The organism is Streptomyces zhihengii, from assembly GCF_016919245.1.
GTDB classification, from domain to species: domain Bacteria; phylum Actinomycetota; class Actinomycetes; order Streptomycetales; family Streptomycetaceae; genus Streptomyces; species Streptomyces zhihengii.
On the sequence record NZ_JAFEJA010000001.1, the window covers coordinates 1,905,763 to 1,928,033 of the forward strand.

The following is a 22,271-nucleotide window of genomic DNA, read 5'->3' on the forward strand; positions in this document are numbered from 1 at the left end:
TCGATCGCCTCGCCACCGGACGATGCCGCCGGGGCTGCCGACCAACGGTAGGGGGAGACATGCGGTTCCACGTCGCCGAGCTGGCCAAGATACGCGAGCGGGTGCACGCGGGCCCGAGCGAGAAGGCCACCGCCGCGCAGAAGGCCAAGGGCAAACTCACCGCCCGGGAGCGGATCGGCCTGCTCCTCGACGAGGGGTCGTTCCACGAGGTGGAGCCGCTGCGCCGGCACCGGGCGACCGGCTTCGGGCTGGAGGCCAAGCGGCCGTACACCGACGGAGTCGTCACCGGCTGGGGCTCCGTGATGGGCCGCACCGTCTTCGTCTACGCGCACGACTTCCGTATCTTCGGCGGAGCACTGGGCGAGGCCCACGCCGCCAAGATCCACAAGATCATGGATCTGGCCCTGTCGGCGGGCGCCCCGCTCGTCTCGCTCAACGACGGCGCGGGCGCCCGGATCCAGGAGGGCGTCACGGCCCTGGCGGGCTACGGCGGGATCTTCCGCCGCAACACCAAGGCGTCCGGGGTCATCCCCCAGATCAGTGTGATGCTCGGCCCGTGCGCGGGCGGCGCGGCGTACTCGCCCGCCCTGACGGACTTCGTGTTCATGGTCCGGGAGACCTCGCAGATGTTCATCACCGGGCCCGACGTGGTCAAGGCGGTGACGGGCGAGGAGATCAGCCAGAACGGCCTCGGCGGCGCGGACGTGCACGCCGAGACGTCCGGGGTGTGCCACTTCGCCTACGACGACGAGGAGACCTGCCTGGAGGAGGTGCGCTACCTGCTCTCCCTGCTGCCGGGCAACAACCGGGAGACACCGCCCTCGTCACCGGTCGAGGACCCGCCGGACAGGAGCTGCGACTCCCTGGCCGACCTGGTCCCGGTGGACGGCAACCGCCCGTACGACATGCGGCACGTGATCGAGGAGATCGTCGACGACGGTGAGTACCTGGAGGTCCACGAACGGTGGGCCCCCAACATCATCTGCACGCTGACCAGGCTCGGCGGACAGGTGGTGGGCATCGTCGCCAACCAGCCCCGGGTCCTCGCCGGCGTGCTGGACGTCGAGGCGAGCGAGAAGGCGGCACGGTTCGTGCAGATGTGCGACGCCTTCAGCATCCCGCTCGTCACACTGCTCGACGTCCCCGGGTTCCTGCCGGGTGTCGGACAGGAGCACGGCGGCATCATCCGGCACGGCGCCAAACTGCTCTACGCGTACTGCGACGCGACCGTGCCGCGCATCTCGCTGATCCTCCGCAAGGCGTACGGCGGCGCGTACATCGTCATGGACAGCCAGTCCATCGGCGCCGACCTCACCTACGCGTGGCCCACGAACGAGATCGCGGTGATGGGCGCGGAGGGTGCGGCCAACGTGATCTTCCGTCGCCGGATCGCCGAGGCGGAGGACCCCGAGGCCGAACGCGACGCGCTGGTCAAGGCGTACAAGGCCGAGCTGATGCATCCGTACTACGCGGCCGAACGCGGCCTGGTGGACGACGTCATCGACCCCGCCCGGACCCGCGAGGTGCTGATCGACTCCCTGGCGATGCTGCGGACCAAGCACGTCGACCGTCCCGCCCGCAAGCACGGCAACCCCCCTCAGTGAGGAGAGTCCCCGCCATGACCATTCCGTCCACGGCCTGCATACGCATCGAGAAGGGCGCGGTGACCCCTGAGGAACTGGCGGCCCTCACGGTCCTCTTCCTCTCCCGGCCCTCCATGACCGCCTCCGCGACCGAGACGGACCCCCCGGCCCCGACCACCGCCTGGCGCCCCGACGCATTCCACGCCCCCCACAGCTGGCAGGCCCCCTAAGGACTGTCCGACGAGGTGCCGCGGCTGTCGTCGCACGCCTGCCGGGGACCGCGGGACAGCCCTCAGGGCGGCGGACGGCATCCGAAAGGCCTCCCGGAAGCCGCTCCGCCCTTCCCTCCCGGTTCGCACACGTGCGAACCGGGAGGGTTCGGCTTGGCAGCGGGCCGCGCCGGCTTCCTCCGGCGCGGCTTCCGCGCGAACGCGTGGGACACGGCGGACCCGAGGGAGCCCCTCGACAACCGCCCGCCCGCCGGCACTCCACGGCGCCGGCCCTCCGCGGCGGCGGTGACCGCGCCCCGGACCACTCCCCCCGGGGCGGAGCGCCGACCGGACGGACCGCGAATTCGGCCCCCTACTTCCCCCCAGACTGCGGTCGCCGACCGCGACCGGGCGAGGTCACGGCGACACGATGGGAAAAGGCGTTCACTACCGGGAGGTTCCGATGGCAGTGCAGCAGGCGGGCGAGGGGCACCCCGTGGTCGTCGTCGGGGCAGGTGCGGCCGGGGTGCAGACCGTGGTGGCGCTGCGGGAGAAGGGCTACGACGGTCCGCTGCTGCTGCTCGGGGACGAGCCGCACCGGCCGTACGACAGGCCGCCGCTGTCGAAGTCGGTGCTGCTGGGCGGCGACGCCGACGCGGTGCGCTTCGACGTGGACTTCGACGCGCTGGGCGTGGAGGTGCGCCTGGGCTGCGGGGCGAGGGGCCTGCGGCCCGAGGCGCGGGAGCTGGACACCGCGCGGGGGCCGGTCGGGTACCGCGCGCTGGTGCTGGCGACCGGCGCGGAGCCGGTGCGGCTGCCGGGTGCGGCCGGCCTCCCGTCGGTGCACGAGCTGCGCACCCTGGACGACGCGCGCCGGCTCGGGCCCGTGCTCGCGGAGCGGCGCGAGGTGGTCGTGGTCGGGGCGGGCTGGATCGGCGCCGAGTTCGCGACGGCGGCGACCGCCGCGGGCTGCCGTGTCACCGTCGTCGAGGCCGCCGACCGGCCGCTCGCCGGGGCGCTGCCGGCGGAGGTCACCGGCCCCATGCGGGCCTGGTACCGGGAGGCCGGGGTGGAGCTGCGCACCGGCGTGGGCGTCCGGCGGATCGAGGACGGCGCGGTCGAACTGGCGGACGGCGAGCGGCTGACGGCCGGGGCCGTGCTCGTCGGGGTCGGCGCGCGCCCGGCGACCGCGTGGCTGGCGGGCTCGGGCGTGGCGATCGGCGCACGGGGCGACGTGCTGGCCGACGAGGGCCTGCGGACGTCGGTGCCCGACGTGTACGCGGTCGGCGACTGCGCCTCGTTCCCCTCGGCCCGGTTCGGCGGCCGGCTGCTGGTGCACCACTGGGACAACGCGCTCCAGGGGCCGCGCGCGGTCGCGGCCTCGCTGACGGGCGGCGCGGGCGCGGTGTACGACCCGGTGCCCTACTTCTGGTCCGAGCAGTTCGGCCGGTTCGTGCAGTACGCGGGGCACCACGCGGACGCGGACACCCTGGTGCGGCGCGGCGATCCGGACGGGGACGCCTGGAGCGTGTGCTGGCTGCGCGAGGAGCGGCTGGTGGCGGTGCTGTCCGTCGGCAGGGCGCGCGACCTGGCCCAGGGCAAGCGGCTGATCGCCTCGGGGGCGCCGCTCGTGCGCGAGCGGGTGGCCGATGCGGACGTGCCGCTGAAGTCGGCTGTCGCCGACGGCGCGGCGGCCACGGTGGGTTGAGCCGGCAACGGCCACCGTGACCTGTATATACAGACCTACAACATACCGTTCGACCGGTTTCACAAGGGCCGCGCGACGGCGAGAGCGAGGAGGCCCCCGATGGTCAAGCAGGAGCGCGCCGAGCGCACACTCCGACGGATCATCACGGCTGCGGCGGAACAGTTCGAGCAGAACGGCTACCGGGGCACCAGCCTCGACGACATCACCCGTGCGGCGGGGGTCTCGAAGGGCGCGTTCTACTTCCACTTCGCCTCGAAGGACCAGGTGGCGATGGCGGTGCTGGGGCTCGCGCAGGGCCTGTTCGAGGACGCCGTCGCCGATTCGTGCGAGGGCGGCTCGCCGCTCCAGTCGCTGATCGACCTCAGTCACGAGCTCAGTGAACTGGTGCGCCTGGAGCCGCCGGTGCGGGCGGCGATGCGGCTGCACCGGGAGCGGCCGGAGCCGGTGGCGCAGGACTTCGACCATCACGCCCTGTGGTACGAGGCGGCGGACCGGCTGCTCGCCCGGGCGGCCCGGCAGCACGAACTGCTGGACACGCTCTCCGGCCGGGCCTCGCGCGCGCTGGCCTCGACCACACTGTTCTCGGTGGAGGCGCTGAGCTGGGCGGACGCACCGGAGGGCGACTCCTCCCGGCAGCTCTCGGAGCTCTGGGAGCTGCTGCTGCCGGCCATCGCGCCGCCGACCCTGGTGGGAACCTTCCGCACCTCCGCACCGGACCGGTGCACCGACCACCCGGAGCTCGCCGCGCAGCTCTGAGGCGCGCGGACGCGAGGCGCGCGGACGCGAGGCGCGCCGCCCGGGGCGCGCGGACCCGGGGCACGGGCGGCGCGGGCGCGAGGCGCCGGACGACCGGCGCGCGGGCCCGGGGCGCGGCGGCCGGGGTCAGCCGACCTCGACGCCCTCGCGCACCAGCGCCGCCTCGCGGGTGTGGTCCAGCAGGCCGGGAGTGCCGTCCACATGGAAGCGGGCGAGCCGGCGCACCGGCACCAGCCCGGGGAGCATCATCCGCCACATCTGCGTGGTGCGTTCGGACAGGTCCCGGCGGCCGGTGAGCACCTGGGACGAGAGCTGGAGACCGGTCCAGCAGCCGACGATCACGTTGGCGGCGTCGGCGACGTCGATCTCCGGCTTGATATCGCCCCTCCCCTGCGCCTGGGCGAGGCAGTTGCGGATGAGATCGATCCACTTGGCGTAGGGCCCGGCGTTGGCGCCGAGGGCGGTCGACTGCTCGATCACCAGCCTGATCCCGGCCCGCACACGGACGCTCTCCTGGAGCTGCTGGGCCATCGTGTGCACCAGGTCGATCACCGTCTGGACGCCCGGGCGGTCGAGGTCGCGCAGGGTCTCCCAGATGGAGAACTGCTCGCCGATCACGGCCTGGGCCAGGTCTTCCTTCGAGGCGAAGTGGAAGTAGAGGGCACCCTTCGTCACCCCCGCCTCCTTCACGATGTCACTGAGACTCGTGCCGAAGAAGCCCGTGCCGTCGAAGGCCCGCGCGGCCCCGTCGATGATCGCGCTGCGGGTGACCTCTGCCCGTTCCTGCCTGGCCATGTTCCAACCTCCCGAAATTCCTCACGGACCACCGGTGCCCCTCTGCCCGCCCCACGCGAGCACCGCGGCCGCTGCATAGTCCAATTTTGCTCACACCCCTCGTAAAAAACCAACTAACTGGTATTGTTTTCTCCATCGCTCCACCGAGCCTCTCGTGTTCCAGCCCGTCATCCGTGCTGCTCAACTCACCTTCAGGAGGCCCTGATGCGCGTTGCTACCCTGATGCACCCGGCGGATCTCTCGTCCGCAGACGCTCCCGAGCTCTTCCTCCAGACGGTGCCCCGGACCTTAGTCCACCGCGCCGCCGTCTCCGAGGTCTTCGTCACCGGCATACAGCGCATAGCACCCGAGCACTTCCGCGTCGGCGCCCAGTGGCCCCGCAGCCACAGCTACTACGGTCCGGTCGCCGGCCGCCGGCACGACCCGATGCTGCTCGCCGAATCGATTCGCCAGGCACTGCTGCTCATCTCGCACGAGGCGTACGACGTACCGATCGGTTACCACTTCCTCTCCCACACCGTCTCGCACGACATCGACCCGGACGGCGCTCTGCTCACCGGCCGTCCCGCGCACGTGCTGCTCGACGTGCGGTGCGACGACCTCAAGCGCCGCGGCAAGACCGTCAGCGGCTACACCGCGCGGGTCGACTGCAGCCGCGACGGCGTCGTCGTGGGCTCCGGCGAGGTGACCCTGAGCTGCCTGCCCCCCGCGGTCTACGGGAGAGTCAGAGGTGAGCGCGCCCTCGGTGCCACCGCACCCGTACGGCGCGCTCTTCCCGAGGCCGTCACCCCCGAACTGGTCGGCCGCCGCTGCGCGTCCGACGTGGTGCTGGGCGCGACGGGCATCGACCGCGTCTGGACCCTGCGCGCCGACCAGGACCACCCCGTCCTCTTCGACCACCCCGTCGACCATGTGCCGGGGATGGTGCTGATGGAGGCGGCCCGGCAGGCGGCGCTCGCCGTCGTCCAGGACCCGGACGGTCTCGCGGTCTCCTGCGAGGCGGCGTTCGACCAGTACGTCGAGTTCGACAGCGCCTGCCTGGTGACCGCGGTCGCCGGCACCGACCCGGTCACCGGCCCGCGGACGGTCGACGTGCGCTTCGACCAGGCCGGCGCCACCGTCGGCACGTGCAGGGTCAAGGTCCTTGCTAGCTGAACGGGGCGCGGTCCTGGTCGTGGGGGGAACGGGGTTCATCGGCAGCGCGGTCGTCCGCGAGCTGCTCACACCGTCCGGCGGCGGCGCACGCGACGTGCGCGTCCTCGCCCGCCGGCCACTGCCCGACTGGATGACATCTGCGGGTGCGCGGAGGATACCCGCCGATCTTCTCGATCCGGCAAGTCTCGAAGGGTGTTGTGACGGCGTCGGCACCGTCCTGCATCTGGCCAGCTACGTGGGACGCGACCGGACCCAGTGCGAAGCCGTCAACGAACGCGGCACCGCCGCACTCGCCGCCGCCGCGCGGGCGGCCGGCACCGGCCGCCTGCTCTACGTCTCCACCGCATCCGTGTACGGCCACGGCCCGCACCGGGGCGCGGCCGAGGGCCGGCTGGCCGCGGCGCCCGTCTCCCCGGCCAGCACCTCGCGGCTGGCGGCCGAGGCCATCGTGCTCGACGGCGGGGGGATCGTGCTGCGGCCCCACCTCGTCTACGGGCCGGGCGACAAGTGGTTCGTGCCCACCGTGTGCCGGCTGCTGCGCAAGGTCCCGGTGTGGGCCGACGGCGGCAGCGCCCGGGCCTCGCTCGTCGGGGTGCGGGACCTGGCCCGGGTGGTGGCGGCCTTCGCCGAGCGGGACTGGTCCGGCGAGCACGGCGGCATCCACCACGTGAACCATCCCCGCCCGGTGATGTTCCGTACGGTGGTGGGGCAGTTGTGCCGTCACCTCGGCATCGCCCCGCCGACCTCGGACCTCTCCCGGCGGGCGCACCGGGAGCTGACGGCGCGGGTCCTGCCGCAGCTCTCCGCCCATCAGCACGCCCTGCTCACCGAGGACCACTGGTACGACAGCAACGGGGTGTGGGCCCGGCTGGGCCTGACGCCCGGACCCGGCTTCGCCGCCGGGCTGGTACCCGGTCTGCCGTGGTACCGCAGGCATCTGGCGGGTCTGCACATCGTCTGACGGCCCACGGCCGGCGGCCGGTGGCCCGCCCCGGCGGGTGGCACAGGGTGGGGCGGTCCGCTTCGGCGGGCCGCCCCGCCCTGTCATGCCTGCCCGCCGGCGTTCACCGTCTCCGCACCGCTCAGGGTGAGTTCGACCGGGAGGTCCTTGCGGCAGCGCACCCCCAGCTTGCGGTAGACGCGGGTCAGGTGCTGCTCCACCGTGCTCGGGGTGATGAACAGCTTCACCGCGATCTCCCGGTTGGTGTAGCCGCCGACCGCGAGGGCGGCGACCCGCCGTTCGGATCCCGTCAGCAGCGCGCTCTCCGGCGAGGGCACCGGCGAGCCGGACGTGTCGTCGCCCTCGTCGAGGAACGACAGCAGCGCCTCGTTGAGCGGCGCGGCGCCGCACAGGCCGACCAGGTGGCGTGCGCGCCGGGCCTGGGTCCGCGCCCGCCGGTTGTCGCCGAGCTGGTGGTACGCCTCGCTGAGGTCGGCCAGCACCCGGGTCTGCTCGTAGCGGTCCCCGCACTGCTCGAAGAGTTCGAGCGCCTCGGCGAGCATCTGCGGGCGCCGTCCGACGGGACCGCCGACGGCCAGGACCCGCAGCGCGCCTGCCCTGGCCCGGGCGCCGTCGGTGCCCGGCCGGCCGAGCTGGTCGTACGCGAGACGGGCCGCCTGCTCCCGGTTGCCGAGGGCGAGCCACGCCTCGGCGGCACTGGTCCGCCACGGCACGATGCCCGGTACGTCGATGCCCCAGCCCCGCATCCGCTCGCCGCAGGCGAGGAAGTCCGCGAGGGCCGCGTGGTGGTGACCGGTCGCGAGGTGGAACTGCCCGCGGGCGTGCAGGTAGTGGAGGCCGTAGCGCGTCTCGAACATGGCCTTCGGGACGGAGCGCGTCAGGTACGACTCCGTCTCGTCGTAGTGGCCCATGCGGGTGGTCGCGAGGACCAGGCTGCCCAGCGGGGCGCCGAGCGCCACTCCCCAGGCGTTGGGCGTCACATGGCCGAGGGCGAGCTGGGCGTGGTCCACGGCCGCCGTGAGGTCGCCGAGGCGGACGGCGGCCTCGGCGCGGGTCGCCGAGAGCAGTGCCATCCAGGTGGGCGAGTACGGGGTGTGTCCCTCGCTCAGCAGCCGGTCGCACCAGGCGGCGGCGTCCGGCCTGTCGGCGCACAGCAGCACGCCGAGGGCGAGCAGCGCCGGCTCCTCGGGCCAGGTGATGTCGTAGCTGGGACCGCGGTCGCGCAGCACCTGCTCGGCCCGGTCGACCACCTCGTGCGCACGGCCGCCGACGAGCGCCCCGGCCAGCACCGCGGTGGGGCGGCTCCACGGCTCGGCGCGCCCGGGGGCGGGGGGCCGCCCGGCGCCCGCGGCCGCGGGCGGCCCGGGTCTGCGGGCGCGGCGCGCGACGGTGGGGTGGGTCCAGGCGATCCACTGCTCCGTGTCGTGCAGCAGGGCCGCGTCCTCGCCGTGCGGGTCCAGCTCCGTCTCGCGCAGTCCGCCGAGCAGTTCGCGGGCCTCGGCGGAGCGCCCCTGCCACAGGAGCTGGCGGACGAGGTCCACGGTGTGCGCCGGACCCACGTCCCCGGCGCGGGCGGCCTCGGTGAGGGCGGTGAGGTGGTGCTCGGCCGTCGCGGGGTCCGACAGCCGGCGCACCTGGACCAGCCGGGACTCGACGGCGGCCCGGTCGGCGGGCGTCTCGTGGTCCGCGGTCAGCGCCGCCTCCAGCGCCTCGGCCGCCCGGTGCGCCCGCCCGGCGATGAGCTCCTGCTCGGCGGCCTCCAGCAGCACGTCCACACTCCACGGCCCCGCGGGGGCGGCGGCGTCGACGAGCAGCCTGGCCGTCTCCGGGGCGGGGGCGCCCTGCTCGTAGAGGAGTTCCGCGGCCCGGACGCGCAGGGCCGCGCGCTCGTCGGCGGGGATCCTGTCGAGGATGCTCTGCCGGGCGATGTCGTGCCGGTAGCCCGTGCCGTGCACGAGCCCGGCGGCCCGCAGGGCGCGCAGCGCCGCGTCGGCGACGGCGCCGTCGAGGCCGGACAGACGCGCGAGGCGCTCGGGGGTCGTCGCGGTGTCCAGTACGGCCAGTGCCCTGGCCACGGCGGTCACCGAGGCCTCCGCGCGGCTGAGCTGGCGCAGCACGGCACGGCCGTAGCCCTCTCGCCGCACACCGCCGGTCTCCAGGTGGTCCTCCAGCAGGGCGTGCAGGAGCAACAGGTTGCCCGCCGCGATGGCCTGGAACTCGGGCGCGAGGCGTTCCGCGCTCGGCCGGTCGAGGTGGGCGGCGAGCATGGCCGCGACCCCGGCCTCGGAGAGCGGGGCGAGCCGCGTCCGGGCGGCGTGCGGCTGGTCCAGCAGCTCGGTGCGGAACACCGCCGGGCCGTCGGGGAGTTCGGAGTCGTCGGTCAGGACGGCCGTCATCCGGGCCGAACCGGTGCGCCGGCACAGGTAGAGCAGGCAGTCCAGGGACAGCCGGTCGGCGTGGCGGATGTCGTCGATCGTCACCAGGACGGTCGCGTCGTCGGCGAGGGACAGCAGCGCCTGCGCTATGTCGTGGAGCACCCGGGCGAGCCCGGTGCCGATGGGTGCCTCCTGGCCGGGTGCGCCGATGTCACCGGTGGCGCCGGCGGCGGGCTCCTCCCCCGCGCGCCGCAGCAGCAGGTCCAGTTCGGCGGCCCGCTCGCCCGCGATCGGCGCACTGCGCAGCAGTTGTCCCAGCACCCCGAGGGGCAGGGCGCTCTCGGCGCGGGAGCACGCGGCCCGCAGGACCAGGCAGCCGGTGTCGGCGGCGTGATCGGCGACCTGGCGCAGCAGTTCGGTCTTGCCGCTGCCGGACGGGCCGTCCAGCAGAACGACCTTTCCCTTTCTGGCTCCGGATTGCGCCAGAAGGTGTTTCAGATGCATCGCCTGCTCGGCGCGTTCGACCAGTTCCACTGGCCACCCTCCCGTTCTGACAGGTCTGCAGGATCTCACGCCGCCAGGCGATTCGTTTTTCCTTTTCCCGTCGCACGGGCGGCAGTTCGGAAGCTAGCAACCGGTCAGGGGCGGACGGTTTTTCCCTGTCCATTGTCCGTCCAACGGCCGTCCACCGGGGCCGTGGCGATCGGGTGACCGCGTCGGGAAGGCCGGCCCTTCCGGGTGATCTTGAAGCAGGTGCACGGGGGACGCACATCCACCGACGGCGCGTCAGCGGACAGCCACGAGCTGGGGTTTCCCTCGAAGTTGCGTCACAGTGCGAGACGGTCGTCCGGGTCGCTTGACAAACGGGGCGATCGGTTTGTTTACTGTAGGGGTGACGCTGAGGAGGCGTACCAGGAACTCGACTTCGGCTGGAGTGAGCCAGCGTGCGATTCAATTTATTGGGCCCTCTCGAAGCCTATTCAGGCGACGCCCCCGTCGCCCTCGGTGGCTTCAATCACCGTGCCATCGCGGCATTTCTTCTGCTGCACGCAAATGAAGTCGTCCCCACCAGCAAACTGATGCACGCGCTGTGGGGATACGAAACTCCCGCCACCTCGCGCAAGATGGTGCAGAACGCCGTGTCGGGACTGCGCAAGATCATCGACCGCCACAGCGGCCCCGACGGCCCGGTCACCCTGTCGACCTGCCCCCCGGGCTACCGCCTGACCGTCGACACCGCGCTCCTCGACCTGGGCCGCTTCCGGCTCCTCGTGGACGCCGGCCGCGCCGAACTCGCCTCGGGTGACCGGGAGTCGGGGCTCGCGCAGCTGCGGTCCGCGCTCGACCTGTGGCGCGGACCGGTGCTCGCGGACCTCACCGAGACCGGCGTGTCCTGGCCCGAGCTCAGCGCACTGGAGGGGGCCCGGCTCTCCGTCTTCGAGGACTGCGCCCAGGAGTCGCTCGACCAGGGCCGGCACCACGAGATCCTCGGCGAACTGGAGGAGATGGCCGCGGCACAGCCCGCCGGCGAGCGGCTGTGCGGTCTGCTGATGCGGGCGCTCTACCGCTGCGGCCGGCAGCACGACGCGCTCGCCGCCTACCAGCGCACCCGCGGCGCCCTGCTCGACGACTTCGGCCTCGACCCGGGGCGGGAGCTGCGCGAGCTGGAGCTGGCGATCCTCAACCACGACCCGTCCCTGCTCCCCGAAGCGGCCCCCTGCCTGTCGCGGACGATCCCCGCGCCCCGCAGCGTCGCCCGGTGCAGCCGCCTCGCGACGGCCGGCCCCCGGGGGCGCCGCCCGCGCTCCACCACGCACGGGCGGCGCTGAGACCGGCCCGGCGACGGCAGGACACACCGGTGGGGCCCCGACATCGTCGGGGCCCCACCGGTGTGTCCTGCTCGGTCGTGGCGGATCAGAGGCTGCGGGCGGTGATGTCGCCGTAGGCGGTGGTCGCGTGGATGGCCAGGCCGGCGGCCGAGCCGTCGGTGTTCTTCAGGGTGTTGTGCACCCGGCCGTAGGAGGTGCCCGCGTCCAGGGAGGCCGAGACGCCGGCGGCGGCGTCGACGGTGATCCCGCCGTGCTCGGTGCGCAGGGTCACGGTGCCGTGCACCGCCTCGCCGATCCGGATGTCACCCTTCTGGGTGCTGATCTCGGCGGAGCCGGCCAGCCGGCCGACCACGACGTCCCCCGCGAGAAGGGCGAGCCGGGCGGTCGCGGTCTCGTCCAGCCGCACCGAGCCCTGCGCGGCTTCGAGGACGACGTCACCGAGGCGTCCGGTCCCGTGGAACTCGGCGGCCGCGGCCTTCGCCTCGACGCGGGAGCCGGCGGGGAGACGGACCGTCACCTCCACGGAGCCGGAGTCGCCGAGGATCTGATGCGCCGCCTCGGGGGCCGTGATCCGCAGGACACCACCCGCGAAGGCGACGCCGGTCCGCTCCGCGGCCTTCACGTCCCGGCTCTTGGAGGCGTTCGCCGGCAGGACCTCGACGGTGGTCTCGGCGAGGTCGGCGGCGATGAACCGGATGGTTCCGGCGGGGATGTCGAGGACGGCGGCGATCGGGGCGGGGGTGGTGAAGTTCTGCATCGTGCTCTCCTTCGGGTGTTTGTTTCCGATGAGAGAAAGCTACGTTGCATTCGAGGTTCGGGCAACGCATTCGTTGCATGTTAACGGTGTTATTGCAGCTCAGAGCCATGCAATCGTTGCAACAAAGATGGAATTAACGCAACGTCAGACAAGGTTGCGTTGCAATGAATTGAAGCTGAACGCACCTGCGCGGAGCAGGCGGGACGCGGAAGGGCCCGGGCGGAGGTCCGCCCGGGCCCGGGCCCGCGCCTGCGCCGGCCGCGCGGCCGGCGCCGTGTTACGAGAGCGCCCCGGCCACCACGGACGCGGCGCGCTCGATCAGCGCGTTGTCGTGCTTGTCGTCCTTCGCGGGCCGGTTGGTGAGGATCGCCATCACGATCGGGGCGCCGCCCCGGGGCCACACCACGGCGATGTCGTTGCGGCCGCCGTAGGTGAGGGCGGTCCCGGTCTTGTCGCCGACCACCCAGGTGTCGGGCACACCGGCCCTGATGGTCTCGCCGCCGGTGGTGTTGGTGCGCAGCCAGGTGGTGAGCCGGTCGCGCTCGCCCTTCTTCAGCACGTCCCCGAGGACGTATGTGCGGAGGTCGTGGGTGAGCGCCCGGGGGGTGCTCGTGTCACGGGTGTCGCCGGGGGCCCAGTCGCCGAGTTCCGGCTCGATGCGGTCCATCTGCGTCACGTCGTCACCGAGGTCCTCCAGCTTCGCGTCCAGGCCCGCGGGGCCGCCCAGTTCGGCGAGGAGGAGGTTGCCGGCGGTGTTGTCGCTGAAGCGGACGGCCGCGTCGCAGAGCTCCCCCAGCGTCATCCCCGTGCCGACGTGGTCCTCGGTGACCGGGGACGGGTCCACCAGGTCGTCCTCGGTGTAGCGGATCAGCCGGTCCATCCCGCGCACGCCGTACTCGTCCAGGACCGCGGCGGCGGCCAGCGCCTTGAAGGTGGAGGCGTAGGGGAAGCGTTCGCGGTCGTTGTAGGCGATCTCCTCCCCCGTGCCGGTGTCGATCGCGTAGACGCCCAGCCGCGCGTCGAAGGCGCGCTCCAGGGCCTTGAACGCGCGGGTGTGCGACCCGGTGGTCGCACTCGCGCCGGTCACCTGGGCCGGCGGCCGCGCGGCCTCGCGGGCCGGGGCCGACGAGGCACCGGCCGAGCCGTCCGCGCACGAGGTGAGCGGGACGAGGACGAGCGCGGCGAGCACCCCGGCGACGGTGCGCCTGGTGCGGGCGATGTGCTGCATGGTCCGAACCTCCGGGCGCCCCTCGGGCAGGGGCGCATAGGGGACGGGGCGTACGCCCCGTCCCGGTGAGTGGTCATGAGTACCCGCTCACCCTCGCCCGCCCGCGTCATACCGTCCAATGCCCGCATGCGCGGTTCCATGCCGAATCCGCATAGGGTGCGGTCCGTGGATCTGGTGGCAGCGAGTCGCGCCTTCGTCAGCGTCAGCGAGCACGGCAGTTTCACCGTCGGCGCCGCCGCGGCCCGGATGTCCCAGCCGGTGGCCAGCCGTCGGGTCGCCGCGCTGGAGGAGCACGTCGGTGAGCAGCTCTTCGAACGCACCTCGCGGCGTGCCGTGCTGACGCCGTTCGGCCGGGACCTGCTGCCCGCGGCGCGGGCGCTGGTGCGCGCGGCCGATGTGCTGCTGCACGAGGCGGAGGCCGCCCGGCGCAAGCCGTGGCGCCTCGCGGTGCCCGGCATCTGCACCACCGGGGCCCTGGCGCGGCTGGTCGCCGAGGCCCGTGCGCACGAGATCGCCCTCGACCTGCGGGTGGCGCCACCGGCGGAGCGCAGGGACCTGGTGCACGCCCAGCAGGTGCGCGCGGCCGTGCTGGCCGTGCCCTGCGACGAGGCCGCGTGGTCGACGCCGCTCGGGCTCGCCGGCGCGCACGACCCGGGGGTGAACCGCGTCTACCTGGAGACCCTGCGCGTCGGACGGGCCTCGGCGGGACCGGCGCGGCGGGTGTGGATCCAGCCGGAGGACGACGTCCCGCACATCCGGGACCCGCTGACCCGGCTGCGGGACGCGGTGGGACTGCGACCGGCGCAGCTCGCGACCGCGACGGACCTGACGAGTGCCGCTGCGGAGGTGCTGTGCGGCGGCGACCTGCTGCTGTGCTCGTCCGCGCAGGCGGCGGAACTGGGGCTGCACTGGCGGGCGGTGGGCGGGATCCGGCTCGTCCGGGGCTTCGCCCTCGCCGTGGCCGGCGACGGGGATCCGCGGGTGGTGGTGCGGCGCCTGGGCGCCGCGCTCGCCCGCTGCCTCGGCGCGGAGGACCACGCCGGGGGCGCGGAAGCCGCGCGGGACCGGGTGGCGGGGCCGGGCGGGGTGCGGGAGCGGGTCCCGGTGCAGGAGCGGGCCCGGGCGCCGGAGCCGAACCGCGTTCAGGGGCAGGGCCGGGTGCAAGGACGGAACCGCGTGCAGGAGCGGGCCCGGGCGCCGGAGCCGAACCGCGTGCGGGGGCGGGATCCGGGCGGGGCGCGGGCGGGGGCGGGGGCGGGGCAGGGAACGAGCGGGGAAGGGGCGGCCGAGTGAGTACGGAAGTGCTGATCGGTGAGGTGCGGCGGCAGTTGCGGGAGGGCGGACTGCGCGGCTGTGTGCTGGTGCGGGATCTGCACAGCGGGGACGAGGTGGGCATCGACGCGGACACGGCGCTGCCCTCGGCCTCGCTGGTCAAGGTCCCGCTCGCCCTGGCGACGGCGGAGCGGGTGCGGCGGGGTGAACTCGACGGGGCGGCCACGCTCGACGTGCGCCCCGGGCGCAGTACCGCCCCCGGCCCCACCGGGCTGACCCGCTTCCGCCACCCCGCGCGGATCGCCGTGGACGACCTGCTCTACCTGAGCACCTGTCTGAGCGACGAGAGGGCGGCCGACGCCCTGTTCGAGCTCACGCCGCCCGCCCAGGTCAACGCCATACTGCGGGAGTTCGGCGTCCGGGGCATCTCCGTGCGGCACACCGTGGACGAGCTGTCCGACACCCCGGTGGAACGCTTCGGCACCGGCCAGGCCCACCTCGCCCACGCCCTGGCGATCGACGCGGGCACCAGTGGCCGCGGCCACCGCGTACCGCAGCTCGACACCACCCGTGCCAACACCGGAAGCGCGCGGGCCTGGGTCGATCTGCTGGCGGCCCTGTGGGCGCCGGTGGCGATCCCGGCCCCTACGGCGGAGTCCGTGCGGGGCCTGATGCTGCACAACGTGCTACGGCAGCGGCTCACCCCGGACTTCGCGTCCGACGCCACGACCTGGTGGTCCAAGACGGGGACGCTGCTCAACCTGCGGCACGAGATCGGTGTCGTCGAGCACGCGGACGGCGGGGCGTTCGCCGTCGCCGTGCTGACCGAGTCACTGGTGCCCGCGGCCTCCCAGCCCGGTGCCGACGCGCTCATGGGCCAGGCGGCCCGCACGCTGCGCGACCACCTCAGACAGCTCTAGGCCGCGTCCGGGACGTCGCGTACGGCACCGCGGGCGCGCTCACGCCGCGAGGGCGTCCGCCGGCACGGGGGCGTCCACCGCGAGGGCGCGGTCGCCCGCGGCGGTGCGGGCGAGCAGGACGGCGCCGTCGAGGGAGGAGAGACCGCCGAGGGCGGCGGGCCGGACGGTGAGCTCCGGGCCGGGACGGCGGCCCAGTTCACCGGCCCAGCGCGCGACTTCGTCCACGTAGCCGGGCATGCCGTCGGCGAACCCGCCGCCGACGGTGACCAGCCGGGGGTGGACCAGTTCGGCGAGGCTGACGGCCGCGGCGGCGACGGCCATCGCCCCGTCGGTGACGGGGGCGACGGCCCACGCCTCGCCGTCCGTCCACGCCTGCCGCAGTTCCTCGAAGCCGACCTCGCGGCCCGCCCGTTCGGCGGCGCGCCGCAGGACGGTGCGGCCGGAGGCGACGGACTGCACGCAGCCGCGGCGGCCGCAGTCGCAGCGCTCCCCCATCCGGTCGACGACGACATGGCCGACCTCGCAGGACCCTCGGTCCGGCCCCGGGCAGAGCCGGCCGCCCAGCACGATGCCGCCGCCGATGCCGGTGCCCACCCCGATGTGCACCAGGTCCGGGCAGCCGGCCGCGTCCGCCTCCGCGAGCGCGGCGAGGTCGCCGTCGTCGGCCGTGCGCACCAGGGCGCCGGGCAGCATGGCGGCGAGCCGGTCCCGCAGGTGGAGTCCTTGCCAGGAGGGCCGGTTGGGCCAGCCGCGTACGCGTCCCGCCGCGTCCAGCGTGGCGGGCACGGCCACGCCCACCGCCGTCACCGGACCGGGCTGTCCGGCGCAGGCGCGGCGGACGGCGTCGGCGAGCGTCCGCATGTCGGCCTCGGCGTCGCCCGGGTCCGGCCACCGGACCACCGTGTCGGGCCCGGCCGGGGTTCCGGGCGCGGCCGGGGCGGGCCGGAGGGCCACCTTGGTGCCGCCCACGTCGATTCCCAGAAAACTCAACGTCGTCTCCCTGCATATGGGTTCGGTGTGGCGAGGTGCCGCACCGAGCGGTGTGACGGGGGTCGGGCGGGGCGGTGGGACAGGTGGTTCGGGCCGGGCAGTGTGACACCGGTGCCGGCCTGGCGGTGGGACGGAGGTCGGGCCGGGCGGTGGCACCGGACCTCGGACTGAACGGTGGCACCCGACCTCGGAGTGCGCGGTGCGACGGGCTTCAGGCGACGTCGCGGTCCCGGTAGGCGCAGCGGGCGCCCTCGACGAGGGGGCGGTTGCGTTCCGCCCAGGCGATGAGGGGCGCGAGGCTGTCCAGGAGTTCCTGGCCGGGCTCGCTGACGACGTACTCCACCTTCGGCGGCACGGTCGGGTGGACCGTGCGCACCACGAGCCCGTCGCGCTCCAGGCTGCGCAGGGTCAGGGTGAGCATCCGCCTGCTGATGCCGTGCATCGAGCGTTCCAGCTGGGTGAAGCGCAGAGGGCGGCGGACGGCCGACAGGATCGGGATCGTCCACTTGCCGCTCACGCGGTCGAGGGCCTCCTCCAGCGCGCCCGGACGGGTGGGCTCGTTCCGTGACAGCGGTGCCACGGCCGCGTCTCGCAGAGACATGGTGCGTGGGCCTCCTTCAGCTCATATGGGGTTCGAGGGTGGATCGGACGAGGCCGGTGACGGCCTCCTGGTGGTCCGCGAGGTAGAAGTGGCCGCCGCCGAAGACGTGCAGGGAGAACTCCCCGGACGTGTGGCGGGCCCATGCGCCGACCTCGTCGGCCGTGACCCGCGGGTCGCTGTCGCCGAGCAGTGCGGTGACGGGGCAGCCGAGCGGGACGGTGGCGGCGCACCGGTAGGCGGAGACCGCGCGGAAGTCGCTGCGCAGCACGGGGAGGGTGAGCCGGACGAGTTCCTCGTCGAGGTCCATCGCCGCGTCGCTGCCGCCGAGTACGCGCATCTCCCGCAGCAGGGCCTCGTCGTCGAGTTCGTGGAAGCGGTCGTCGCGCACGGCGGAGGGCGCCCGGCGGGCGGACACGATCAGCGCGGCCGGGGAGCCGCCGCCGGCCTCGATCCGGCGGGCGACCTCGTAGGCGATGGTCGCGCCCATGCTGTGGCCGAACAGGGCGACCGGCCCGTCCCACGGCATCAGGGCCTCCGTGATCCGGTCGGCGAAGGTGCCTATGTCCTCGACCGGTTCCTCGTGTCTGCGGTCGTGCCGGCCCGGATACTGCACGGCGAGCAGCTCGATGTCGGGGCCGAGGCGCGCGGACAGGGGGTGGAACCAGCTCGCGGAGCCGCCCGCGTGGGGCAGTGCGACCAGGGTCATGCGGCGTTCGGGCTTCGGGTGGTAGCGCCGGATCCACTGTTGCGTGCAGGTGGCCGTGGCCTTCATGGGGACTCCTGGGGGCGGTGGGGTGGCGACCGGGGCCGGGGCCGTGCGGGGTTCTACACCTCTCCGGTGAGGGCGAGCAGGGCGCGGGCGCCGAGCCGGTAGCCGAGCGCGCCGAGGCCGACGACGACGCCCGACGCCAGCGGGGCTATCACCGACTCGTGCCGCCACTGCTCGCGGGCCCAGACGTTGGACAGGTGCACTTCGATCCAGGGCCGGGGGTAGTTGGCCAGCGCGTCGCGCAGGCTCCAGCCGGCCACCATCAGGGCACCGGGGTTCACGATGGCGCCGACCGTGTCGTAGTGCTCGTGCACGGCCCGGACCAGGTCGCCCTCGGAGTCGTGCTGGACCGAGATGACCTTCCAGTCCGGCCCGGCGACCTCCTCGGCCACGGCGTGCTCGATGTCGGCCAGGCTGTCGGTGCCGTACACCTCGGGCTGACGTTGCCCGAGTATTCCGAGATTGGGCCCGTTCAACAGGAGGATCGCGCTCATGATTCACCTCGCACAGCGGTTCAGGGATACCGGACTTCACGCTTTTTCCGTCCCTGAAGTTGTAGCAGCACGGTAATGCGCGCACGGCTGCGAAGGGGCCCGTAGGCCCAGACTGAGGGGGGTGTCAGGGGACCCGTTAGGGGATGGGATCCGGTGTCCTGTGCGCGGTAGCGTGATATTCCCCGGATGAGAATGCGCTGCCGGCCGAGGAGTTCCGGAACAATATCGTGCATCCTCGGCTCAATTCCAGGCTCTCCGGTTCGAATTCATCCCCGGAAAAGGAATGGATCACCATGAATGATCGTGTGGAGCAGCTTCTCGCGGATCTGCCGCGGTGGCCGCGCTACGGCGACGAGGAGCGCACCAATCTCGTCCGCGCCCTGGACCAGGGGCAGTGGTGGCGCATGGGCGGCAGCGAGGTCGACTCCTTCGAGCGCGAGTTCGCGGACCGGCACGGCGCCCCGTACGCGCTCGCCGTGACGAACGGCACCCACGCGCTGGAGCTCGCCCTCCAGGTGCTGGGCGTCGACCAGGGCAGCGAGGTCATCGTCCCGGCGTTCACCTTCATCTCCTCCTCGCAGGCGGCCCAGCGTCTGGGTGCCGTGGCGGTGCCGGTGGACGTGGACCCCGAGACGTACTGCCTCGACCCGGAGGCCGCGGCCGCGGCGGTGACGCCGCGCACCAAGGCGATCATGCCGGTGCACATGGCGGGCCACTTCGCGGACATGGACGCGCTGGGCAAGGTGTCCGCGGACACCGGTGTGCCGCTGATCCAGGACGCCGCGCACGCGCACGGCGCGGAGTGGGAGGGCCGCAAGGCGGGCGAGCTGGGCTCGATCGCCGCGTTCAGCTTCCAGAACGGCAAGCTGATGACGGCCGGCGAGGGCGGCGCGGTCACCTTCCCCGACGAGGCGTCGTACCAGGAGGCGTTCCTGCGGCACAGCTGCGGCCGGCCGGCGACGGACCGCCGGTACTTCCACCAGACGTCCGGCTCCAACTTCCGGATGAACGAGTTCTCCGCGGCCGTGCTGCGCGCCCAGCTCGGGCGGCTCGACGAGCAGATCGCCACGCGTGAGCAGCGCGCCCCGCTGCTGGCGGGCCTGCTGGCCGAGATCCCCGGTGTGGTGCCGCAGCGCCGTGACGAGCGGGTCAACGTCAACCCGCACTACATGCAGATGTTCCGGATCCCCGGCATCTCCGAGGAGAACCGCAACGCGCTCGTCGACCGGCTCGTCGCCCGCGGGGTGCCGGCGTTCATCGCGTTCCGGGCGATCTACCGCTCGGACGGCTTCTGGGAGTACGCCGCCCCCGCCGAGACCGTCGAGCAGGTCGCCGCCCGCTGCCCGGTGACGGAGGCCATCAACGCCGACTGCGTCTGGGTGCACCACCGGAGCCTGCTGGGCACCGAGGAGCAGATGCACGCCATCGCGCAGGTCGTCGCCGAGGAGGTCGCGCGCACGTGAACGGCCAGGTGAGCGCACGAGGACCGGGAGCCCCGGTCCGCACGAGCGTGGTGGGACTGGGCTGGGCCGCGAAGTCCATCTGGCTCCCCCGACTGCGCCGGCATCCCGCGTTCGCCGTGACCTCCGTGGTCGATCCGAATCCGGCGGCCCGCGCCGAGGTTCCGCAGGACAGGACGGGAACCCGGCTGCTGGCCGACGTGTCGGAGCTGAGCCGCGACGGCACGGATCTCGCGGTGGTGGCGGTGCCCAACCACCTGCACAGCGCGGTGGCCTGCCGGCTGCTCCGCATGGGTGTGCCGGTCTTCCTGGAGAAGCCGGTGTGCCTGAACTCCGCGGAGGCCGAGCAGTTGGCGGAGGCCGAACAGGCCGGCGGCGCGGTGCTGCTCGCCGGCAGCGCGGCGCGCTACCGGGCGGATGTGCTGGCGCTGCGGCGGCTGATCGACCGGGAGCTGGGCGAGCTGCGGCACGTCGAGCTGTCCTGGGTGCGGGCGCGCGGGGTGCCGGACGCGGGCGGCTGGTTCACCCAGCGTCAGTTCGCGGGCGGCGGCGCGCTGGTGGACCTGGGCTGGCATCTGCTGGACACGGTGGGGCCGATCCTCGGACCGGTCGGGTTCGACCAGGCCGTGGGCACGGTCTCGGACGACTTCGTCAACAGCGGTTCCGCGGGGGCCGCCTGGCGGCACGACGCGCCCAGGGCGACCGGCAGCGGCGACGTCGAGGACACGGCGCGCGGCTTCCTGGTGACCGAGGACGGCGTGTCCGTGGCCATCCGGGCGAGCTGGGCGTCGCACGAGCCGTACGACGTCACCCGGATCCGGGTCGACGGCAGTGCGGGCAGCGCGACCCTGCGGTGCACCTTCGGCTTCAGTCCCAACCGGATCAAGCGGTCCACGCTGACGCTGGTGCGCGACGGGGTGGAGACCGAGGTGCCGCTGCCGCAGGAGGAGATCGGGGCGGAGTACGTGCAGCAGCTCGACGAGCTGCCCGCACTGCTCGCGGACCCGGCGTCACAGGGGCGGACCGTGGACGAGGTCCGCCGCACGATCGCGGTGATCGAGCGCATCTACCGCTCGGCACGCAGGGCACGGATCGGCGCGCGCTCCACAAGGGCGGCGCGGGCGGTGCCCCACTCGACGCTACTCAACACGGAGGATCACCATGCCTGACACCCTCACGGGTGAGGATCCCGTCTGGCCGGCGACGGTGCCCGAACAGGGCTTCCGCGCGGTCGTGTTCGACCTCGACGGCGTGATCGTCGACAGCTACGAGGTGATGCGCAAGGCGTTCAGCACCGCCTATACGGAGGTCGTGGGCGCCGGTGAGGCTCCGTTCGCGGAGTACAACCGGCACCTCGGCCGCTACTTCCCCGACATCATGCGGATCATGGGCCTGCCGCTGGAGATGGAGGCCCCGTTCGTCCGCGAGAGCTACCGGCTGGCGCCGGAGGTGCCCGTCTTCGACGGCGTCGCCGACATGCTCCGTGAACTGCGCCGCCGCGGCATCCCGACGGCCGTGGCGACGGGCAAGGCGGGCGAGCGGGCCCGCGCGCTGCTGCGGCAGCTCGGGCTGCTGCCCCTGTTCGACGTGGTCATCGGCTCGGACGAGGTGGCCGACCCCAAGCCGGCACCCGACATGGTGCTGCGCGCGCTGTCCGTGCTCGGCGCGCGCCCCGAGGAGACCATGATGATCGGCGACGCGGTCACCGATCTGCAGAGCGCGCGCGGCGCGAAGGTGGCCGCCGTGGCGGCCGTCTGGGCGGGCGTCGACGAGTCGGTGCTGCTCGCCGCGGGCCCGGACGCGGTGCTGCGCGAGCCGGCCGAGGTGCTGTCGCTCTGCGCGGTCCCGGTGCCGGCGGGAGCCGGTCCGCGGTAGCCGGAGCGGGCGCGGGACGGCGGCGGGCCGGGGCGAGGTGCCCCGGCCCGCCGGCGCGTGCCCGCGGCCCCGTGGGGGGCGCTCAGTCGAGGCAGAACTCGTTGCCCTCGATGTCCTGCATGTTGATGCAGGACTCGTTCTCGTCGTCGGCGTACAGCGTCTTCAGGTGCACCGCGCCGAGGGCTACCAGCCGGGCGCACTCGGCCTCCAGCACGGCCAGCCGCTCCGCGCCCACCAGCCCGGTGCCGGCGCGCACGTCGATGTGCACCCGGTTCTTGGCGGTCTTGCCCTCGGGGACGCGCTGGAAGTAGAAGCGGGGCCCGGCACCCGTCGGGTCGGAGGCCGCGAACCAGGTGTCGCGCTGCTCGGGCGGCAGGGACGCGTGGTACTCGTCCCAGGAGCCGAACCCCTCCGGGGGCGGCGGGGCGACGTACCCGAGCACCTCGCACCAGAAGCGGGCGACGCGCTCGGGCGACGCGCAGTCGAAGGTGACCTGGACCTGCTTGACCGAAGACATCGGGTCACCGTAACAGC

The 22,271-nt window shown here is 73.6% G+C and carries 20 protein-coding genes and 1 pseudogene; 12 read left to right on the forward strand and 9 right to left on the reverse strand.

Annotated elements, in window-relative coordinates; all coding sequences use genetic code 11:
• Positions 1 to 59 precede the first annotated feature (59 nt).
• The 4 genes from JE024_RS07940 to JE024_RS07955 all read left to right on the forward strand — a co-directional run bounded on the left by JE024_RS07940 (position 60) and on the right by JE024_RS07955 (position 4,256).
• Entirely contained in the window at positions 60 to 1,604 is a 1,545-nt protein-coding gene (locus JE024_RS07940; protein ID WP_205372926.1) for an acyl-CoA carboxylase subunit beta, read from the forward strand.
• Between the two features lie 14 nt (positions 1,605 to 1,618).
• Positions 1,619 to 1,813 carry an acyl-CoA carboxylase subunit epsilon gene (locus JE024_RS07945; RefSeq protein WP_205372927.1) on the forward strand — a complete coding sequence of 65 codons (195 nt, stop codon included), beginning with the start codon at positions 1,619 to 1,621 and terminating at the stop codon, positions 1,811 to 1,813.
• A gap of 442 nt (positions 1,814 to 2,255) precedes the next feature.
• A complete protein-coding gene (locus JE024_RS07950) occupies positions 2,256 to 3,500 on the forward strand; it encodes an NAD(P)/FAD-dependent oxidoreductase (protein WP_205372928.1) in 1,245 nt (414 codons plus the stop codon).
• Positions 3,501 to 3,599: 99 nt separating this feature from the next.
• The gene (locus JE024_RS07955) at positions 3,600 to 4,256 is read left to right on the forward strand and encodes a ScbR family autoregulator-binding transcription factor (RefSeq protein ID WP_205372929.1); all 657 of its coding nucleotides are present in this window, start codon (positions 3,600 to 3,602) and stop codon (positions 4,254 to 4,256) included.
• Positions 4,257 to 4,382: 126 nt separating this feature from the next.
• On the opposite strand, the gene JE024_RS07960 is transcribed toward JE024_RS07955, so the two are convergent.
• Positions 4,383 to 5,051, reverse strand: a complete 669-nt coding sequence (locus JE024_RS07960; RefSeq protein ID WP_205372930.1) for a ScbR family autoregulator-binding transcription factor — start codon at positions 5,049 to 5,051, stop codon at positions 4,383 to 4,385.
• A 204-nt stretch (positions 5,052 to 5,255) separates the two neighbouring features.
• Here JE024_RS07960 and JE024_RS07965 point away from each other — a divergent pair, with 204 nt between their 5' ends.
• Positions 5,256 to 6,206: a ScbA/BarX family gamma-butyrolactone biosynthesis protein gene (locus JE024_RS07965; protein ID WP_205372931.1), complete on the forward strand. Its 951-nt coding sequence runs from the start codon at positions 5,256 to 5,258 to the stop codon at positions 6,204 to 6,206.
• Positions 6,196 to 7,167 (forward strand): NAD-dependent epimerase/dehydratase family protein, encoded by a 972-nt coding sequence (locus JE024_RS07970; protein WP_205372932.1) that lies wholly within the window; start codon positions 6,196 to 6,198, stop codon positions 7,165 to 7,167. Before JE024_RS07965 ends, JE024_RS07970 begins: the two co-directional genes overlap by 11 nt.
• An 83-nt stretch (positions 7,168 to 7,250) precedes the next feature.
• On the opposite strand, the gene JE024_RS07975 is transcribed toward JE024_RS07970, so the two are convergent.
• Positions 7,251 to 10,076 (reverse strand): helix-turn-helix transcriptional regulator, encoded by a 2,826-nt coding sequence (locus JE024_RS07975; protein WP_205372933.1) that lies wholly within the window; start codon positions 10,074 to 10,076, stop codon positions 7,251 to 7,253.
• Between the two features lie 410 nt (positions 10,077 to 10,486).
• Here JE024_RS07975 and JE024_RS07980 point away from each other — a divergent pair, with 410 nt between their 5' ends.
• Positions 10,487 to 11,371 carry an AfsR/SARP family transcriptional regulator gene (locus JE024_RS07980; protein ID WP_280521549.1) on the forward strand — a complete coding sequence of 295 codons (885 nt, stop codon included), beginning with the start codon at positions 10,487 to 10,489 and terminating at the stop codon, positions 11,369 to 11,371.
• Positions 11,372 to 11,456: 85 nt separating this feature from the next.
• Here the strand turns inward: JE024_RS07980 and JE024_RS07985 are convergent, their stop codons facing one another.
• Positions 11,457 to 12,128: a DUF4097 family beta strand repeat-containing protein gene (locus JE024_RS07985; RefSeq protein WP_205372935.1), complete on the reverse strand. Its 672-nt coding sequence runs from the start codon at positions 12,126 to 12,128 to the stop codon at positions 11,457 to 11,459.
• Positions 12,129 to 12,405: 277 nt separating this feature from the next.
• Positions 12,406 to 13,356: a class A beta-lactamase gene (bla, locus tag JE024_RS07990; protein ID WP_205372936.1), complete on the reverse strand. Its 951-nt coding sequence runs from the start codon at positions 13,354 to 13,356 to the stop codon at positions 12,406 to 12,408.
• Between the two features lie 138 nt (positions 13,357 to 13,494).
• Between bla and JE024_RS07995 the strand changes: the two are divergent.
• Together JE024_RS07995 and JE024_RS08000 are read left to right on the forward strand one after the other, a co-directional pair.
• A pseudogene (locus JE024_RS07995) lies at positions 13,495 to 14,409 on the forward strand (LysR family transcriptional regulator); the annotation flags it as partial.
• Between the two features lie 236 nt (positions 14,410 to 14,645).
• Positions 14,646 to 15,548 carry a serine hydrolase gene (locus JE024_RS08000; protein ID WP_205372938.1) on the forward strand — a complete coding sequence of 301 codons (903 nt, stop codon included), beginning with the start codon at positions 14,646 to 14,648 and terminating at the stop codon, positions 15,546 to 15,548.
• 39 nt (positions 15,549 to 15,587) lie between these two features.
• Here JE024_RS08000 and JE024_RS08005 read toward each other — a convergent pair whose 3' ends face one another.
• The 4 genes from JE024_RS08005 to JE024_RS08020 form a co-directional block, all read right to left on the reverse strand.
• A complete protein-coding gene (locus JE024_RS08005; RefSeq protein ID WP_205372939.1) occupies positions 15,588 to 16,538 on the reverse strand; it encodes an ROK family protein in 951 nt (316 codons plus the stop codon).
• 211 nt (positions 16,539 to 16,749) lie between these two features.
• Positions 16,750 to 17,139: a winged helix-turn-helix transcriptional regulator gene (locus tag JE024_RS08010; RefSeq protein WP_205372940.1), complete on the reverse strand. Its 390-nt coding sequence runs from the start codon at positions 17,137 to 17,139 to the stop codon at positions 16,750 to 16,752.
• A gap of 16 nt (positions 17,140 to 17,155) precedes the next feature.
• Positions 17,156 to 17,911 carry a thioesterase II family protein gene (locus JE024_RS08015; RefSeq protein WP_205372941.1) on the reverse strand — a complete coding sequence of 252 codons (756 nt, stop codon included), beginning with the start codon at positions 17,909 to 17,911 and terminating at the stop codon, positions 17,156 to 17,158.
• 53 nt (positions 17,912 to 17,964) lie between these two features.
• The gene (locus JE024_RS08020; protein ID WP_147986149.1) at positions 17,965 to 18,402 is read right to left on the reverse strand and encodes a type II 3-dehydroquinate dehydratase; all 438 of its coding nucleotides are present in this window, start codon (positions 18,400 to 18,402) and stop codon (positions 17,965 to 17,967) included.
• 293 nt (positions 18,403 to 18,695) lie between these two features.
• Here JE024_RS08020 and JE024_RS08025 point away from each other — a divergent pair, with 293 nt between their 5' ends.
• The 3 genes from JE024_RS08025 to JE024_RS08035 are packed head-to-tail and all read left to right on the forward strand — an operon-like array spanning position 18,696 to position 21,737.
• Positions 18,696 to 19,865, forward strand: coding sequence for a DegT/DnrJ/EryC1/StrS family aminotransferase (locus tag JE024_RS08025; RefSeq protein WP_205372942.1), 1,170 nt, complete (start codon positions 18,696 to 18,698; stop codon positions 19,863 to 19,865).
• A 50-nt stretch (positions 19,866 to 19,915) separates the two neighbouring features.
• Positions 19,916 to 21,031: a Gfo/Idh/MocA family protein gene (locus JE024_RS08030; protein ID WP_205376435.1), complete on the forward strand. Its 1,116-nt coding sequence runs from the start codon at positions 19,916 to 19,918 to the stop codon at positions 21,029 to 21,031.
• A complete protein-coding gene (locus JE024_RS08035) occupies positions 21,024 to 21,737 on the forward strand; it encodes an HAD-IA family hydrolase (RefSeq protein ID WP_205372943.1) in 714 nt (237 codons plus the stop codon). The genes JE024_RS08030 and JE024_RS08035 overlap by 8 nt, the downstream gene beginning before the upstream one ends.
• Before the next feature lie 82 nt (positions 21,738 to 21,819).
• Here JE024_RS08035 and JE024_RS08040 read toward each other — a convergent pair whose 3' ends face one another.
• Complete coding sequence (locus JE024_RS08040) at positions 21,820 to 22,254, reverse strand: VOC family protein (RefSeq protein ID WP_205372944.1); 435 nt, start codon at positions 22,252 to 22,254, stop codon at positions 21,820 to 21,822.
• Between the last annotated feature and the right edge of the window lie 17 nt (positions 22,255 to 22,271).

What these genes read in the sequence shown, in the direction of transcription:
- JE024_RS07940 (WP_205372926.1), top strand. Translation starts at nt 60, where the DNA reads ATGCGGTTCCACGTCGCCGAGCTGGCCAAGATACGCGAGCGGGTGCAC.
- JE024_RS07945 (WP_205372927.1), top strand. Translation starts at nt 1,619, where the DNA reads ATGACCATTCCGTCCACGGCCTGCATACGCATCGAGAAGGGCGCGGTG.
- JE024_RS07950 (WP_205372928.1), top strand. Translation starts at nt 2,256, where the DNA reads ATGGCAGTGCAGCAGGCGGGCGAGGGGCACCCCGTGGTCGTCGTCGGG.
- JE024_RS07955 (WP_205372929.1), top strand. Translation starts at nt 3,600, where the DNA reads ATGGTCAAGCAGGAGCGCGCCGAGCGCACACTCCGACGGATCATCACG.
- JE024_RS07960 (WP_205372930.1), bottom strand. Translation starts at nt 5,051, where the DNA reads ATGGCCAGGCAGGAACGGGCAGAGGTCACCCGCAGCGCGATCATCGAC.
- JE024_RS07965 (WP_205372931.1), top strand. Translation starts at nt 5,256, where the DNA reads ATGCGCGTTGCTACCCTGATGCACCCGGCGGATCTCTCGTCCGCAGAC.
- JE024_RS07985 (WP_205372935.1), bottom strand. Translation starts at nt 12,128, where the DNA reads ATGCAGAACTTCACCACCCCCGCCCCGATCGCCGCCGTCCTCGACATC.
- bla (WP_205372936.1), bottom strand. Translation starts at nt 13,356, where the DNA reads ATGCAGCACATCGCCCGCACCAGGCGCACCGTCGCCGGGGTGCTCGCC.
- JE024_RS08010 (WP_205372940.1), bottom strand. Translation starts at nt 17,139, where the DNA reads ATGTCTCTGCGAGACGCGGCCGTGGCACCGCTGTCACGGAACGAGCCC.
- JE024_RS08015 (WP_205372941.1), bottom strand. Translation starts at nt 17,911, where the DNA reads ATGAAGGCCACGGCCACCTGCACGCAACAGTGGATCCGGCGCTACCAC.
- JE024_RS08020 (WP_147986149.1), bottom strand. Translation starts at nt 18,402, where the DNA reads ATGAGCGCGATCCTCCTGTTGAACGGGCCCAATCTCGGAATACTCGGG.
- JE024_RS08025 (WP_205372942.1), top strand. Translation starts at nt 18,696, where the DNA reads ATGAATGATCGTGTGGAGCAGCTTCTCGCGGATCTGCCGCGGTGGCCG.
- JE024_RS08035 (WP_205372943.1), top strand. Translation starts at nt 21,024, where the DNA reads ATGCCTGACACCCTCACGGGTGAGGATCCCGTCTGGCCGGCGACGGTG.
- JE024_RS08040 (WP_205372944.1), bottom strand. Translation starts at nt 22,254, where the DNA reads ATGTCTTCGGTCAAGCAGGTCCAGGTCACCTTCGACTGCGCGTCGCCC.